We start from the raw sequence: 15560 nt of genomic DNA on the forward strand, positions 1-15560 counted from the left end.
ATTTCAATCCACGCCCCCTTGCGGGGGCGACGCAAATTGCACATGGGAAGAACCGCTGGAAGAAATTTCAATCCACGCCCCCTTGCGGGGGCGACTGTCAGACTGGACAGCTTGAGTTTTACAAGCGCTTCCGTCTTTTTTCGCGAAAGTCAGTTCACGGATCTCCCAAGCCCCATTTCCCGGTGCTTGTTCCTTCTGTTCGCTTCCCTCTCGCGCTTACAGCACCATGGGGGCCTCAGGGTCGTAGGTCCTCTTGGCTCCCAAGTGTTGGATTTTGTTCTGATAGGTGTTTCCCAGATTATAGAACCGCAGACTGTCGTGGTCTTTGTCGATGAGGGCCTCCAGTTCTCCTTTCAGAAGGACGAACTGGGCCTGGTCCAGCAGGCATTCGAATACGGAATTCTGCACTCTCTGTCCGTGGGCCACACAGCATTTGGCCACTTTCCGCAGCCGGGCTCTTCCAGCCGGAGTTCCGGTATTTACATCATACGTTACCAGGATCAGCATTGTTTCACTTCCCCAAAAATGCCGGATACCCATCCAGATCTTCTCTTAGCCATTTGGCCAGGAGCAGAGCCTGGACATAGGGGAAAAGTCCCCAGGGTATCTTTTCCTTCAAAAAGGGATGTTCCAATTTTTCCTGCTTCCGTTCCTGCCATCGGGTCAGGAAAATCTTTCTTCCCTCTTCACTCATCAGAACAGCACCGGTTTCCGTCTTTTTAAAGTGCTTTCCGGTAAGGCTCCGGGTGTTCACCAGGGAAAGGACGAACCGGTCAGCAGCCAGGGACCGGAATTCCTCCATCAGGTCCAAAGCCAGGGATTTTCTCCCGGGCCGGTCCCGATGGAGAAATCCCACACTGGCATCCATTCCCACTGCTTCCAGAGCATGGGCACAGTCGGCAGCCAGCAGGGTGTAGGCAAAGGAGAGCAGCGCATTCATGGGATCCAGAGGCGGCCGTTTGTTCCGTTCCCGGAAGAAAAAGGTCTTTTTGTCCCCCAGGATCAGCTGGTCAAACAGGGAAAAGTACACATGGGCGGCATTCCCTTCCACACCTCTCAGCTGGTCCCCGTCTTTGGCCTGCTGCAGATCACGAAGTGCCCCTTTCAGGATCTGGATGGCTTCCCTGAACTGTTCCCCGTTTACCGACAATGGATGGTCCCGGAGAAACCGCATCAGGGTAACCCTGGCATTCCAGATTTTCCCCGTCAGGAACCACTGGGCCAGTTGAAGACTTGCCTGCTCCTGATCACTCTTTCGGTACTGGGCCTTCCGCAGCAGCACATTCCCCTGCCCGGTTCCGCTGACCCGGGCAAGGAATTTCCCCTGGGGCGTTAGGAATGTAAAGTCGATGTTCTGTTCCGCACAGGCCCCCAGCAGAGCTGGTGAGGCTCCTTTATAGCCGAAGTAGAAGATGCTCTCCAGGTTCAGCAGAGGGATCCGCTGGACCACATTCCCCTCCCGCCAGGCTGTCAGGTTCTGGTTATCCAGGGACAGGTAGAGATCCTCCGACAGGATGAACAGGGTATTCAGCAGTCGTTTCATAGACCCTCCTCCTGGAACCGTCCGGCGTAGTAATCGGCTACCGTTCCTGCCTTCTGCAGTTTGGGCAGACACAGGTCTTTCAGAGAACAGCTGGTGCAGGCCCGGCTGGGCTTCACCCGGGGAATGTACCGCCGCTCATAGTATTGGTGCATCTCCGCAAACATATCCCGCACCTGCTGCCGCAGCTCTTCCGTAATGGGAATGTCCCGACGGTGCCGGATGGCATGGTAGTACAGACAGCCCTTTTCGATGGAGCAGCCCAGCATTTCTTCCAGACAGATCACCTGGGCAGCCAGCTGGAGGATGTCGCAGTCATCGGATTTGTCCTTTCCCCGCTTGTATTCCACCGGCAGAACTTTCCACAATCCCCGGTGGCCGGCCAGACGGGCGCCTTCTTCTCCCGGTTCCGTCTGGGTGAATTCCACCACATCGCAGATGCCCGAAGCTCCCAGGGTACGGGAACTGATCCGCAGCCCCCGTACCGTCATCACGCCTGCCCGTTTTTCCACAAACCGGTCATTGTGAGCATTTTTATGGATCAGCTGGCCTTCTGCAGTCAGCCGGTTTTCCGCCCACTGCTGTTCAATGTGGATCAGCGCCCACTGACGTCGGCAGAAGACGAAATGCTGGATCCCTGAGATCATCAGGTACTCCTCTTCCCTCCAGGTCATACCATTCTCTGGCAGGCAACCCCTTCCGGCAGATTTTCCGTATCCACGGTCACCTGGTAATCATGGTAGGAACGGGGGGCTTTCCGGGGATCCTTCTTCTCCACTTTCACCCGTTCAAACAGCTTGTAGGAAGGCGCATTGCCCAGTTCCGAGTCATGTTTGAACACAATCAGTTCCCGTACGGCCATATTGCCCCGGGCAGCGGAATGATCGTTTTCGAACATGTTGATGATGGCCTGCCACAGCAGCTGCAGATCTTCCTCGGAAAAGCCCGTGGATTTCCGGGCCAGGTTGGCGGATACATACCCTTCCACCCGGTACAGGCCGTAGGGAACGATGTATTTCCGTCCCATTTCCGTGCTCCGGCCTTCTTCCTGCCGCTTGGTCGTGGTGATGGCCACCCGGGTGATGGTGATTTCCTGGGGCATGATGGGATCGATGCTGTGGGCAAATCCCAGCTGTACAGGCCCCCGCACCTGGCCGCAGCTGAGAGCCCCTTTCACGAAGGTGGTCATCACAGCCCCAAAGGTACGGATATCATAGAAATTGCTGCACATAAAGTCCCGGATCTTCCGGTCCGCTTCCGGATCCTTCTTTTTGTCGATTTTCTTTACATCTTCCACGCCCAGATATTCCAGTGCCTTCTTGTCGTTCACTTCCAGAGGAACTGTTTCCCGCACATAGATCTGGTATCCGGGCTGGTCTTCTTTGGCTGCTTCCACATAATTGCGGATTTTCCGTTTCAGGCATACATCCGTCACCAGACCCAGCCCGGTTTCCGGGTCCACCCGGGGCATGTTCCCGGCATCCGGATCCCCATTGGGGTTGCCGTTTTCCACATCGAAAAGCACCACGAAATCATACCGGTTGCGAATTGCCTTGTTTTCTTCCATTATGCCTGTTCCTCCTTCTTGGTATAGCGTGCCTGGGTTTCCTGATAATACCCCAGGATGAACATCCCCTGTTCGTCCAGGGTCAGACGGCTGGGAATGGGATTTCCTTCATCGGGCACGGTGATTTTTTCCATCAGGCTGCCCAGCTTTTTCTGGGCGATCACCGCCAGACCCTTGTTGGTCCGGTTCAATTTGTTCAAATGGGCATTGGCCAGTTTCAACAGCACCGGAAACACCGCTCCCGGTGTGGCACAGGCCGCATTGAAATACCGGTCCTTGATGGTTGCGCTGACTTCGCTGGAATCTTGCTGCAGTCCTTCCAGCACGGCAAACATCCGGCCCAGCACATAAGGAACTGCCTTGCAGTTTTCATTGACGTTCATGGTAATTTCTCCACCCCACTTTTCCTGATGATTCTTCAACAGATAGGCTTTCACAAAGGCCGCTCTGGGATAACTGATCTTTCCGTCTCCGGAATCCGCCTTGATCCGCAGCAGGAACTGCCGGTACATGGCTTCCGGATAGGGCGTATCCTGGAGGATGCTCCGCAGCAGGCTCCCGGCCAGTAACGGGGAAGCCTGGCTTTTGGTGGCATTGGGATTCACCGATTCTTTCAGCAGCCGCCACAAGGGCAGAAATGAAGCCTGTTCCCAGGAAGGCTGGACAATTTCCAACCGTTTCTGATGCTTCTGGAGATGCTGCAGGGTGACCCCGAAGGTATTCTGCCAGAAGAACCGGACGGAAAGCCGGGCCGCATTGGGAGCCAGCCCCAGTACATAAAACGGTTCATCCGGCGAAAGGGTAATGCCGTCCACATCGGCGGCCACACCCTGGAGCATTTTGTCCAGCACCGCTTTTACGGTTTGTTCCCTGTTTTCCCCAGTTCCCGACGGATTCAGAAAATTCATGTACACCTGCTGATACAGCGGTTCGGCCGATTGGGCCCAGAATACCACCGTAGTATCCCCGCAAAGAAGACTGTTCCCCTCCCGGATCAGCTGGTTCAAGGCAGTGGTATAGGCAAAGGCCGCATATTCGCTGACCGGGGCATTCAGTCCCTGATCGTCAGCATGACCAAAAGATTCCAGAGACAGTGCATTGAAAGAAACCAGTGCCGCTCCGGAGGACTGAGCCCCTCTCACATTTTTGATGTTGGGATGGATCAGGGCGATTTCCGCCACCTTGCCCGTCACCAGGCATTGGCCAGTCTCTCCTTCTTTCTCTCCCCCCTGCTTGTAATCCTGCCAGCGCCGGCGGATCTCCGGATCCTGCTGGGCTTCCTGGCCATTGACGGCAAACACCAGCCCTGAAGCCCCCACAATCGCATCCTGATTTTGTTGGAACACCGGATTCTCTTCCGCCTTTTCCGGCTGCCAGCTGTCAAAGAATTTCAGGATTCCTCTGGCCACCGGCGAATCACACCCATCCAGCAGCTGATGATGGAAAGCCCGGGAAGCCTCAAAACACTGCAGGGACCGCTTGGGCTTTCCCTTGCCGTCCACACCGAAAAAATAGGAGGAATTGTCATACAGGAAATTGGGCCGCACGCCGCTGGACCGTTTGAACACTTCCGGAACCTGGAGCAGGGAATCAGCCAACACCGTCTTTTTCCCTCGCTGCACCTCATTCTGCAGAGAGAGGGCTCCCAGCAGTTTCCCATCCTCATCCAGCTGGATTTCCGCAGAGACCCGGGCCGCACTCCAGCCCGGTTCCTCCACCTTTCCCTGTTTCAACAGGGTTTCATAATATCTCACCAGTGCCTGCAGGATCATTGGTGCACCTCGCAGTTCCGGAGATCAAGGACTCCATTGACCAGTTTCGCCCGGAAAAACCGTGGGGTGATGTTCTGCAGATTCCGGTAATCCATGTCGTAGAGCATCAGTCCCAGATCCTGGGTAATGGGATAGGGCTGGATTTCCTCGTCATCCTCCACCAGCCGGAAAGAAGCTGGAAATTCCCGGGTGCCAAAATACGGCTGGTGGTAGCACTGGCCTTTCCGGGCCCGGCGGGTGAGCATTTCCCGGAATTTACCGGGATTGTCCGAAGCATTGGCTTTCTCCGTCATTTCAAAATGAAGGGTAATGCAGTAATGGACATTTTTCAGCACCGTGGAAGCCCGCTGCATAATGTCTTCATGGGTTGCCTGGACCAGCATTTTTCCGCCTCTGGCCCCGGCCAGGATGGTGCTTCCTAAAATCTTGCTTTTCAGTTCATTTCGCCGTACATTGGTAAACTGGATGGGGCTCAGCACATCGATTTCATCGATCACATACCGCAGCCCCGGATGCCAGAATATGGCTTCCACCAGTCCCCGGGCAGCTGAGGGAGTCATCACATCGTAACTCATCCGCTCCCCTTTCAGTTCCGGCCGGGTAAAACAGGCGTACTTCCCCCAGCAGTCGATTCTTACTCCATAACTCATGGAACCACCTCTGTTTCTCATTGATATCTGATCAGGAAAACAATCCCCGTCCTTCTTCCGCCTGATAGGTAAGACCGGTTGCTTCCTTATACACGGACAGATCCCTCAGCACCGCCATCTGTTCGTCCAAAGCCTCCGTGACCCCATCCGCCAGCATCTGTTCATACAATCCCGGCTGAGGACCGTTCTGGGACCATACGCTGACCATATAACGGCCAGCCTTCCGCAGCAGCTGCCGGGTACGGATACCGTACTGGAGCTGTTGGACAATCTCCTGGGCTTCCTCATTCCAGGGAATCAGGACATTTTTCGTATGGTCTTCGATCAGTTTGAACTGTTGACCGATGGTGGCATATTTCCCGTTGCCAGACAATTCAACAATTTTCTTCTTATCCAATATAGCATCTTTTGCATGATAAAGCCAGTCAAAGTACTTGGCAATGGCTTCCGGCGCTGCCAGATCCGGGAATTTCTGCTCCACCATATGGGTGCTCTGCCGTTCCTGTTCAAGAAAATGGGATTTCCGGCTGTTTTCCGTGGCGAAAATATGGACCAGGCTGTCCTCTGCTTGGCGCTTCCCTTCCCGGTTGCACCGGCCGGCCCCCTGGATCAGGGCGTCCACTCCGTTTTCCTCCACATAGACCACCGGGAAATCAATATCTACCCCCACGGAAATAATGCTGGTGGAAACCACCCGGCAGGGTTCTCCCCTTTTCAGTTTCTCCTTCATGGCATGGATCACCTGCTGCCGATGGGCCGGACACAGGTTGGTAGAAAGATAGAGATACTCTCCCCGGATCCGGCTGGCGATTTCCCGTGCCTCCCCTTTGGTCAGGCAGATGCACAGGCTCTGAGGCTGGGCATCCAAGGCTTCCGCCACCTGGTCATAGGACAGCAGCCCCTCGTTGACCAGTTGAGTCCGTTTGAAAAAATCATAGAGGCCGGGAATGTCTTCCATCAGCTCCTGGGGCTTTCCCTGCAGGAACTGGTCCAGCCTTGGCTGGGTGGCACTGCACAAAAGGGCCGAACAGGAAAAATGGCGGACCAGGGCTTCCAGACTCCGAAGCACCGGAATCATATACTCCACCGGGAACATCTGGGCTTCATCGAACAGCAGGATGCTGTTGGCCACATTGTGGAGCTTCCGACAACGGGAAGACCGGTTGGCAAAAAGGGATTCAAAGAACTGGACGTTGGTGGTCACAATCACCGGCGCGTCCCAGTTTTCCGTGGCCAGCCGCCGGGGGTCCATCTTTTCGTCCTTGTCTTCATATTCCACCTGACTGTGGTGTTCAATGACGTTTTCCTCCCCCAGGTAGGACCGGAGGATGTCCGCCGTCTGTTCGATGATGGACGTATAGGGAATCACATAAATGATATGCTGTTTCCCGCAGGTCCTGGCCTTTTCCAGGGCCCAGGCAAAGGCAGAAATGGTCTTGCCGCCCCCAGTGGGTACCGTCAAAGTATAGATCCGGTCTTCTTTATCCTTCCCCTTCTGGATGCACCGCTGGAGGATTTCGTACCGTTTCCGGTTCAATGCATTTTGCGGATGGAAGAATCCCTTTTCCTCCAGGGCGGAAAAGAACCGTTCATGGAGCTGCTCCAAAGAAGCAAAGCCGCCCCTCTGCACCGCGCCTCCCTGCATATAGGCTTCCGTATCCAGAAAATCTCCATCAACCAGACAGGAATACAGCATCCGCAGCCAGAGCCCGCAGCCAATGAAATCCATCTGCCCCTGGCTCCGGAAGTCAGAGATTGCCTGTTCGATTCCCTGGACGGGTTTGGGAGCCTCCAGTTCCTGCTGCCAGGCAGAACAATCCGGAACTTTTTTCTTCATTCGCGCCGAAAACGTATTCTCTCCCGGCAAATCCGTCGGTGAACCCAAATCCGACAGCCCTGCATGGTGTCCGGCGATGCAGAAAGCTTCCATAGAGGAAGTGAGATTTCCGTTCCCCGCCAAAAGCTGGGCCCCGGCTGTAGAATGATCCACCCGGCCATGTTTCTTCCCCAAAAGATAATTCTGGAAATCTGCAGAATACTTTCCCACATCATGAAGAAGCCCACACTGCCGGGCCGCTGCTTTCATTTCCGGAGTGGGAGCAAACTCCTCCGCCAGCCGGGACACCTGCCGGAGATGATCCAGCAGAAGCTGAGGATCCCGTTTTCCCTCCGGATCCAGGTGAGCCAGATAGATTGTTTTCGCCAAAAAATTCGTCAAATCCATCCCCTCCTTTTTCTCCCTCAACTATACCACACCAGCTATGTAAAAAAACTCCCAGTTTAAAAATAGTTCCTCAATCGTTGTATCCAATATCCGGCTCCAACGCCGTAGGGGCGCATCAAGACCGGCAAAGCCGTGTCGCCCGATGCGCCCGTTTCTGGACAAACTGACAAGCCCGCTCATCCGTTAATCCCACACCGCAAAATCCTCGAAAATCGTTATATCCAGCATCCAGTTTCAATGCCGTAGGGGCTGCACGCCGGGCAGCCCGCTCATCCGTTAATCCCACACCGCAAAATCCGCAAAATTTGAGGTCAGAAAATAGGTTTACCTCAAAAATCGCGATTTTTGAGGTTTGGCATTCTTGCACATATTTATATTATAAAGGCATCGCCCATAAATAACAATACAGAGGCCGGGACGGGCTCCCCTGCGGGAAGCTCCTACGCCGTCTCCGTCGAACTGAGGATAACAATGAGGTTCTCCGGTTCACCGGCAACCTCGTCCACTCGATTGAAGAAACGCCATCCGACCTCAACGCTGTAGGGGTGCGCCGCAGACACGCCCTTCCCGGCCACTGGCTGTTTTGATCCGACTGAAATTGGCGATTTTAACCCGACTCTAAGAAGGAGCCTGGTTCCATAACCACTTAGCCACCTAATCCCTTAACCACGTTCTTTCCCCTCGGAATCCCTGGGTGGCTCAATTTTTGGCAATCACGTGACTTGCTTTTTCGTTGACATTCACTTCTCACTTACCCTTCCTCCCAATCCCCCGCACCTTTTCCTTCTCCTCTGGGCTCATGGCTGTAACATACACCGTTACCCCGTAAAGCAGCGTATACCCTAGCACTTTAAGGAGGAATACAACTTTGCCAGAACCGGGAACCACATAATCCACACCATACCCAATAACCAGGCAAATCCCTACACGCAGAGTAATTTTACCAATTTCTTTCCAGAATTCCGGGATATCCAGACCAATATACTTTTTGTAGAAATAGTTCATTACCACCCCATTCCCCATGAGCATGGAAAATCCAGTGGCCACGGCACACCCGATGCCGCCGTACTTCATCCCCAAAGGAATGGCCAGCACCAGGTTCAGCACCCCGGTAAGAAAATAAATCTTTGCCCGGAAATCATAGCGGTTCATGGCCTGGAGAATGGCCAGGCCGATGTTCTGGATCAGGTCGATGGTAAAAGGCAGAATGATCAGGATGGTGATCCAATAAGAATCCTCAAACCCCTTACCGGCCCACAGCTGGATAAACTGCCGGCCGAAAATAATGAAACCGGTAGCCACCAGTGCCAGCAGATAATACTGCCAGCGGCCGATCTGAATAAATAAAGCAGACAGCTCCCTCATTGGTTTTCTCTGAGCCACCATTTCTGTAATATGGGGCAGATAGACACCGGAAATAGCTGTGGATAAAGCCATATAATTCATATAGATCAGGGAAGCGATGGAATACACAGCCACTGCCGCCGTCCCCTGCACAATCCCCAGGATGATCTGATTGGTCTTCCAGAACACCTGGTCGATGAGGCTGACACAGAAAACACTCAATGCCAGCTTCTTAAAATCACGGAACAGATCCTGGTTCCAGTAATGGAATCGGATGGTAATGTGCAGCCTGACAAAACAGTAGTAAATCCGTGCCAGGATCAGCCCTACATTCAGCGCCGTCTGGGCTACCGCCACCGCCATGGCTGTCGGATACTTCTGGAGAATCAGAATCACCAGTGCCGGCTGCAGGATTAATTGCACCGTTTCCAGTCCCTTCAGGAACAGGAACTTTTCATGGGCATTGATCACAGAACGGAACACCATGGTGGAAAGACTCACAGCAATATTGAACAGCAGCAGCAGAAACATATGCTTGGCTTCCAGCAGTTCCCCTGCTGTCATACTTGTCCCAAAGATGCTGTCCAGGTTCCAGTAGCAGATGACACCAACCAGGAGAGAAAGCCCCGTGGCCCCTCCATACCCATACAAAGAAATAGCCAGGATATTCTCCATCCCAATCTGATCTTTCAGCGCCTTGTACTTGGTATAAAACCGGGTAACGGCTGCCGTCAGGCCAAAATCCATAATGCTGAAATAAGCAATCAGGGACCCGATCAACTGGTAAAGACCGTATTCTGATTTGCCAATGTAATGCAGGAGAATAGGAACATAGAGAAAGCCTACAATGGCATGGAGAGCGATATTCAGATAGCTGAGTAAGATACCGATTTTACGTTCGTTCATTTTTATCTTTTATAACACACATTTTAAAATAAATATAATCCATAATTGTACAGTAAACTGTGGACGTAGCAATAACTGTCATAAATTGATCATCTATAAAAAGAAAAAATGGAATATATCCGAACCAGCCGTATAAAATCAATAAAATAGGTCGATTATTTCTTTTTAAATATTCATATATTCCAGTGATGATTATACCGCAAATTACCATAGCAGTGAGCATGCCTAACGTAGATAAATCCGTAATTTGCCTATAAAATACCGTATAAACATTGGTATCTATCTGTTCTTTTCCAGTAAATTTCACAAAAGGTAAAAAATCTTTTCCTGGAACTACATTAATACCCAATCGATTTAAATTTCCATAAATATTTTTTAAAATATTGGGTCCTATATTTTGATTTTCAACGCTAATTTCGTCTAAATATCTATCTAGCGCAGGAATAGAAAGACCCCCATAATGAGAAATAATGGTTAAGCGGTCTCTATTTTGGTTTACAACTTTTCCAGTTAAGTGACCTAAAAAAAAGTAAAAGCTAACAGATAAAACTCCCGCCACAACTAATATTTTTATCAGTTTTAAACGTGTGCTAACAGTATCTTTGTGTTTTCGTTGAAAAAGAATCCCATAGAAAATACAATACATAATGATAAAATGAACAAAACTACGCCTTCCAGTTGTGAGAATTAAAAATGGAATAAATGAAACTGCAGGTAAAGCTAAAATTAAATCATCTTTTTTACTTATTTTTCCTCGTTGAACTATATTATAAATTAGTAAATATGCACTTGTAGAACATATACTGGTAGCAACCAAATTACGATATGTCATCCATCGAGAAAACCGATAATTTCCTCTTTCTATGGCAAATCGTAGCGTTTTAATCATATTAGAAATTCCTTCATTATTTCCTAGTCTTATAGAGTCAATATAAGCTTCGTGACAACTAATTACAGCAAATAAACACATTATAATAAATCCAATGAGTATTACAGATTTTCTTATTTTATAAACAGCATTTTCGTTTTTTTCATAATTAAAATCAACAGATAAAGCTATATTATGAACTAAATACGACCCAATAAAAAAGAAAGTCACACCTAGAATAACAATAACTGTAGTATAGGATCCTACAAAAAGATTCCATTTTTCAATATTTAACACTTCCAATAGCATACTAACAGCAAAAGTTGTGTTAAAAATGCATGACGGCTGAAATACATCGAAATTGAAGTAAATAAGACTCAAGACTGTTATAAACGATAAAAAAAGTAGAAGAATAGATGAAAGGTTATATAACTCTACCATAATTTTTTCTAACACCATTTAAAGCAATAAATAATAAAGCAAGAATTTCGCCCATAAAGAAACCAATTAGTCCATACTTAAATAATATTCTGTTTTTAGAAACAGTAACTTCCTGAGGCATAGAAATAAAACTTCGTTCAATTTTAAAATGGTTTTCTGCATCTAAATGATTGATATAATTAATCCAACTATCTAAAATATCCCCTCCTCTTTCTTTTATATAATTTAGATTTTTAGGTTCAGATTGCATAATTTTAAACTGAATTTCCAATTTTCCATTGCCAAAATAAAAAACTTTAAAATGTTTGCGAAGCCACTCATCTTTTTGAAAATCACTTTTTCTTCCCCATCCGGGAGATAATTTTTCATAATCGATTTGTTTTTCTGTTTGTTTATAAAAGTTCATAATATTTGTTGTAGCCGTAATATACTCATTGTACTTTAAGTAATCCATTTTATCTTTTTTATTTTCGTTTGTAAGTATCTTGGTAACAATAATATCACCTGATTGAATGACAAAATTGCCTTCAAGGTTTCTCCCAATCATAAATAAACAAGCAAAAGCAATACCCACTAAAACAATAAACTTCCACTTATTCCGTATCTCCTCATTGATAACTCTCTTCATCTGAATATCGGTCATAACAGTCTCCTTTATTTATCAAATTTTATTCTTCAGCAACTGATTTTAATGGATAATATTTCATAAGCAGTATCTTTTCAATAATATTATCCAATTCATTACTTTCACATGAATCATTTATACAATACAAATCCGGATTAATTAAAGACAATACTATCAGACTCTTAATCTTTTTATCAACATAAAGACTATTAACTTTATATCTAAAAAGAAAAGATTTCATTTTCATCATTTTAGTGGTTTTAGCAATAATTTTCATGACAGCAGAGCCCTTATAAACCGCATGTATACTAAATAATATCCGATTTATATCTTTTTTAGATCTAAATCTTTCCTGGGACTGTTGAAATATAGGCTTATAATCATTCATCACTTCTTTGTACTCAGATTTCAAATATGCATCGAAATTATGATGCAATTCATATGGTATTACTCGGTTTATTTTCCAATATTTCATTAACATTTCCCAAGATTTAATTACAGATTTCCCCCAAAACCGAGTTTTTGAATAAACATCTTCTATATTTAATGTTGTCAATTCATAAGGAAAATCGTTGAATTTTTTTACTCTTACAATGGGTTTCCCTTGATTGGTAAAAAAATAATCTGGGGAAATTTCGCTACCAAAGAACGTATCATCATTCCCATAAATAAAATGTTCAGAGAGTCCAGGAATATTGGCTATATACCTTTCAATTACAGTTGAATTAAAGCAAGGTATCAACTCTTTTGGTAGTATTGTACTATGATCAATAATCGTAACTTTTTTACAATTGGAATTAAACCATTTAGGTTTTTGTCTATCTGTGACAATATAGACATGATGTATCCAGTTGGCATATTTTTCTACAGAACGCAAAGAATACTTTAATTCATCATTATCGAAGAATCTTTCCTTTCCATTGCTTTCAGTATTACATTCATTACTGTCAATATATCGTTTCTTTCTCTCTAAAAAATTTTTGTCCTTACCATCACACCATAAATAAACCAAATCTATATTATACATATAGAATCTCTCTTTCATTAATACTTAATAATACTCATATCTTACGATGACCGTGCGTTATATAGAAATTTTCTATTTTACGAATTTCATTTTGAATATCATATCCTGCGTTTGAAATTTCTTTCTCCATATTTTTTCTTTTCCCATTTTTACAAGTACATACGATGATTTCAACCCATTGTTTTGGAGAATTATTAAGTGGTTCAAAATATGCTAAAGATGTAATGCCTACTTCTCTTGTTATATTAGTCGAAAAGAGACAAGGCAAGCCAGCAGCTTGTGCCTCAATGCCCACTACAGGTAATCCTTCAAACCTAGATGGTAATACAAAACAATCCATGGCCTGCATCAATTGTGGTACATCATCACGCATTCCAAGGAACAATACCGCATCTTCTATTCCTAGTTTACGTACTTTTTCTTTGGTTTGATTCAAATAGGTTAAATCTTCCACAGCATCCCCGATAAGCATCAGAACAGAATTCTTTTGAATGCGATGAATTTCATTGAAAACATCAATTAAGAACGTATGGTTCTTTTGAAAAGTAAATCGCCCTACATGTCCAACTACAAAATGATCTTGAAGATTTAAATCAGCTCTTACCTTATTTCGTGTATCTTCATCAAATTTCAATTTATCGCAATCAATCGCATTTGGAATCACTGTGAAACGAGAATTGGGTCCAAACATCCACTGCCCAGCCAATTTTGAGCAGGCAAAATAATCAGTTGCCCCCCATTTCAGCAAAATGCGATTCATAGCCATTATTAATTTCTTGCCGATTCCAATTTTTTGTTCAAACCCTGAATTATGCGAATGCATAATGCGCATTGGAATGCCAAAAAATCTGGCAATGAAAATCGGGAACACATAAGTAATGCTATTTGAATTCAAAACAATAGCCTTATAGTCACCAGCTATCCTATGCAGCAGTTTGATCCACTGCCAATAATGCCGGATAGGATTGGAATGCCTGGAACGGACTCCATAGATTCTTCCACCAGCCTTTAAAATCTTATCTTTAAAAACAATTTCATATTCACTGGTAATGTTTACAAAGTCATAAATCACTTTGGATTTATCTAAATGATCAAATTGTTGCATCAAATAAGTCTCAAGTCCACCAATATTCTTAGTCATACCAATTTGTAAAACTCGTATCGGTTGTGATTCCATACTTTCCTTTCTTTATCGATTTCCTTAATGTTTGATTTTAGCAAATAAGATTGGGAAATCTCTGCGTATCTTTTGGATTAGCAAAATCATTTTTTTCAATTGCCATTTATTCTTATTCTTTAAAAAACGAACCAATATTTTCTGCTTGACCGACGAATTCGTAAACTCAGTAGAAAGAAATTCATTATATAAAGAATCTTTTTGAATACGCTCAATCATGTCATTCATTGTATCACGCTTGGAATCAGATAACAACGCATAAACAAAACGAACATACATCCAGAATATTTTTTGCCGTTCTGCATCCATTGGTTCTAATTTTTGGGGAGCAAAGTCCAATAATCCATGAATTTTCATCATTTGCACTTCATAAGCGTATGCCTGGTGCTGATTGGTCAAGCTTCCATTCATTCTTTTGGCGTAATGATACCCTATATTAGAACTGCAGCAAAGTTGCCGTACAAAGCGAAAAAATCTAATATTGAAATCAAAGTCTTCATTAACTTTCAATGTTTCATCCAGGAAAATCCCGTTCTCTAAAACAGTTTTCCGTTTATAGAAACCGTTCCACAAATACCCAAATAAGGGTATCGCTTCCATATCTATAATTTGATTATAGAGTTCATCTCCTGCTTGATATACTTTATGTTCTAAACAGCATTTCCTGGAATACTTCAATTTATTTGTTTGATCATAGTATTCCTCTTGCAATCCAAATTTCAAACAGTCATAATCATGTTTCTTCAAAATGTCATAGGCTGACTGAAATACATCAGGATCAATAGTATCATCGGAATCTACAAATCCAAGATAATGCCCCCTTGCAGCTTTGATTCCTAAATTGCGAGCTGCCGCTGCTCCGGAATTCACTGAAGTTCTCAGTTTTCTAACCCTAGAGTCCAACGCTGCAATTTGTTTACAAATCATCTCGCTTGAATCTGTAGAACAATCATTGATTAGTAGCAGCTCAAAATCGGTAAATGTCTGCGCTAGCACACTATCTATAGCTTTTTGAAGAAATTTTTCAGCATTATAGACTGGCATAATGATGCTGAAAAAGAATTTTTTACTTTGTTTTACACTATTTTCCACTTATTTATACCTCGATTGAGTGAAAATGATGCCCTTACCCTAAAATAGATGTCATTACTCCAGTTCTATTCAAAGAAAAAGCAATATGTCATTTCCTTTCTGAATACATTTCATTGTATTTATTCTGTAAACTTGTCCCTCAAAATTAAAAATGTGCTCTCAAAAAAGAAACATGATGTTCTTTCATATTTTTGAATGCTGAAGCTGTTTGTCAAGGCCGGGTTCAATTTGACCCATTTGGCCGGTTAAAAGTGACCCAATAAAACGGTAAATTCAATGTTTCTTCTGCCTTAGGGCCGGAAGTCCTTAAAGCCGGTTTTCCCAAGG

At 45.7% G+C, this 15560-nt stretch carries 13 protein-coding genes; all 13 read right to left on the reverse strand.

The features are described from left to right. Positions 1-216: 216 nt before the first annotated feature. Positions 217-507 (reverse strand): CRISPR-associated endonuclease Cas2, encoded by a 291-nt coding sequence (gene cas2 / locus VZT47_RS06630; protein ID WP_330224188.1) that lies wholly within the window; start codon positions 505-507, stop codon positions 217-219. Between the two features lie 4 nt (positions 508-511). Further along, a complete protein-coding gene (cas1c, locus tag VZT47_RS06635; protein ID WP_330224189.1) occupies positions 512-1543 on the reverse strand; it encodes a type I-C CRISPR-associated endonuclease Cas1c in 1032 nt (343 codons plus the stop codon). Next, positions 1540-2187, reverse strand: a complete 648-nt coding sequence (cas4, locus tag VZT47_RS06640) for a CRISPR-associated protein Cas4 (RefSeq protein WP_244830051.1) — start codon at positions 2185-2187, stop codon at positions 1540-1542. The genes cas1c and cas4 overlap by 4 nt, the downstream gene beginning before the upstream one ends. A 23-nt stretch (positions 2188-2210) precedes the next feature. Beyond that, positions 2211-3107, reverse strand: coding sequence for a type I-C CRISPR-associated protein Cas7/Csd2 (cas7c, locus tag VZT47_RS06645; RefSeq protein ID WP_012938136.1), 897 nt, complete (start codon positions 3105-3107; stop codon positions 2211-2213). Next, positions 3107-4879 (reverse strand): type I-C CRISPR-associated protein Cas8c/Csd1, encoded by a 1773-nt coding sequence (gene cas8c, locus VZT47_RS06650; RefSeq protein ID WP_281739008.1) that lies wholly within the window; start codon positions 4877-4879, stop codon positions 3107-3109. Before cas8c ends, cas7c begins: the two co-directional genes overlap by 1 nt. After that, positions 4876-5529, reverse strand: coding sequence for a type I-C CRISPR-associated protein Cas5c (gene cas5c / locus VZT47_RS06655; protein ID WP_279129023.1), 654 nt, complete (start codon positions 5527-5529; stop codon positions 4876-4878). The genes cas8c and cas5c overlap by 4 nt, the downstream gene beginning before the upstream one ends. A gap of 31 nt (positions 5530-5560) precedes the next feature. After that, positions 5561-7747 carry a CRISPR-associated helicase Cas3' gene (cas3, locus tag VZT47_RS06660; RefSeq protein WP_330224190.1) on the reverse strand — a complete coding sequence of 729 codons (2187 nt, stop codon included), beginning with the start codon at positions 7745-7747 and terminating at the stop codon, positions 5561-5563. A 753-nt stretch (positions 7748-8500) separates the two neighbouring features. After that, the gene (locus VZT47_RS06665) at positions 8501-10003 is read right to left on the reverse strand and encodes an oligosaccharide flippase family protein (RefSeq protein WP_330224191.1); all 1503 of its coding nucleotides are present in this window, start codon (positions 10001-10003) and stop codon (positions 8501-8503) included. Continuing rightward, positions 9990-11330 carry an O-antigen polymerase gene (locus VZT47_RS06670; RefSeq protein ID WP_330224192.1) on the reverse strand — a complete coding sequence of 447 codons (1341 nt, stop codon included), beginning with the start codon at positions 11328-11330 and terminating at the stop codon, positions 9990-9992. The genes VZT47_RS06665 and VZT47_RS06670 overlap by 14 nt, the downstream gene beginning before the upstream one ends. Then, entirely contained in the window at positions 11296-11955 is a 660-nt protein-coding gene (locus tag VZT47_RS06675; RefSeq protein ID WP_330224193.1) for a hypothetical protein, read from the reverse strand. Before VZT47_RS06675 ends, VZT47_RS06670 begins: the two co-directional genes overlap by 35 nt. Positions 11956-11980: 25 nt before the next feature. Then, positions 11981-12964, reverse strand: coding sequence for a hypothetical protein (locus VZT47_RS06680; protein ID WP_330224194.1), 984 nt, complete (start codon positions 12962-12964; stop codon positions 11981-11983). Positions 12965-12998: 34 nt separating this feature from the next. After that, a complete protein-coding gene (locus VZT47_RS06685) occupies positions 12999-14141 on the reverse strand; it encodes a glycosyltransferase family 1 protein (RefSeq protein ID WP_330224195.1) in 1143 nt (380 codons plus the stop codon). Positions 14142-14165: 24 nt separating this feature from the next. Then, a complete protein-coding gene (locus VZT47_RS06690; protein WP_330224196.1) occupies positions 14166-15233 on the reverse strand; it encodes a glycosyltransferase family 2 protein in 1068 nt (355 codons plus the stop codon). Between the last annotated feature and the right edge of the window lie 327 nt (positions 15234-15560).

The sequence above is a fragment of the Dialister sp. genome (assembly GCF_036343215.1).
GTDB lineage: Bacteria > Bacillota > Negativicutes > Veillonellales > Dialisteraceae > Dialister.

What these genes read in the sequence shown, in the direction of transcription:
- VZT47_RS06675 (WP_330224193.1), bottom strand. Translation starts at nt 11,955, where the DNA reads ATGACCGATATTCAGATGAAGAGAGTTATCAATGAGGAGATACGGAAT.
- cas7c (WP_012938136.1), bottom strand. Translation starts at nt 3,107, where the DNA reads ATGGAAGAAAACAAGGCAATTCGCAACCGGTATGATTTCGTGGTGCTT.
- cas1c (WP_330224189.1), bottom strand. Translation starts at nt 1,543, where the DNA reads ATGAAACGACTGCTGAATACCCTGTTCATCCTGTCGGAGGATCTCTAC.
- VZT47_RS06680 (WP_330224194.1), bottom strand. Translation starts at nt 12,964, where the DNA reads ATGTATAATATAGATTTGGTTTATTTATGGTGTGATGGTAAGGACAAA.
- VZT47_RS06670 (WP_330224192.1), bottom strand. Translation starts at nt 11,330, where the DNA reads ATGGTGTTAGAAAAAATTATGGTAGAGTTATATAACCTTTCATCTATT.
- cas5c (WP_279129023.1), bottom strand. Translation starts at nt 5,529, where the DNA reads ATGAGTTATGGAGTAAGAATCGACTGCTGGGGGAAGTACGCCTGTTTT.
- cas8c (WP_281739008.1), bottom strand. Translation starts at nt 4,879, where the DNA reads ATGATCCTGCAGGCACTGGTGAGATATTATGAAACCCTGTTGAAACAG.
- cas2 (WP_330224188.1), bottom strand. Translation starts at nt 507, where the DNA reads ATGCTGATCCTGGTAACGTATGATGTAAATACCGGAACTCCGGCTGGA.
- VZT47_RS06685 (WP_330224195.1), bottom strand. Translation starts at nt 14,141, where the DNA reads ATGGAATCACAACCGATACGAGTTTTACAAATTGGTATGACTAAGAAT.
- VZT47_RS06665 (WP_330224191.1), bottom strand. Translation starts at nt 10,003, where the DNA reads ATGAACGAACGTAAAATCGGTATCTTACTCAGCTATCTGAATATCGCT.
- cas4 (WP_244830051.1), bottom strand. Translation starts at nt 2,187, where the DNA reads ATGATCTCAGGGATCCAGCATTTCGTCTTCTGCCGACGTCAGTGGGCG.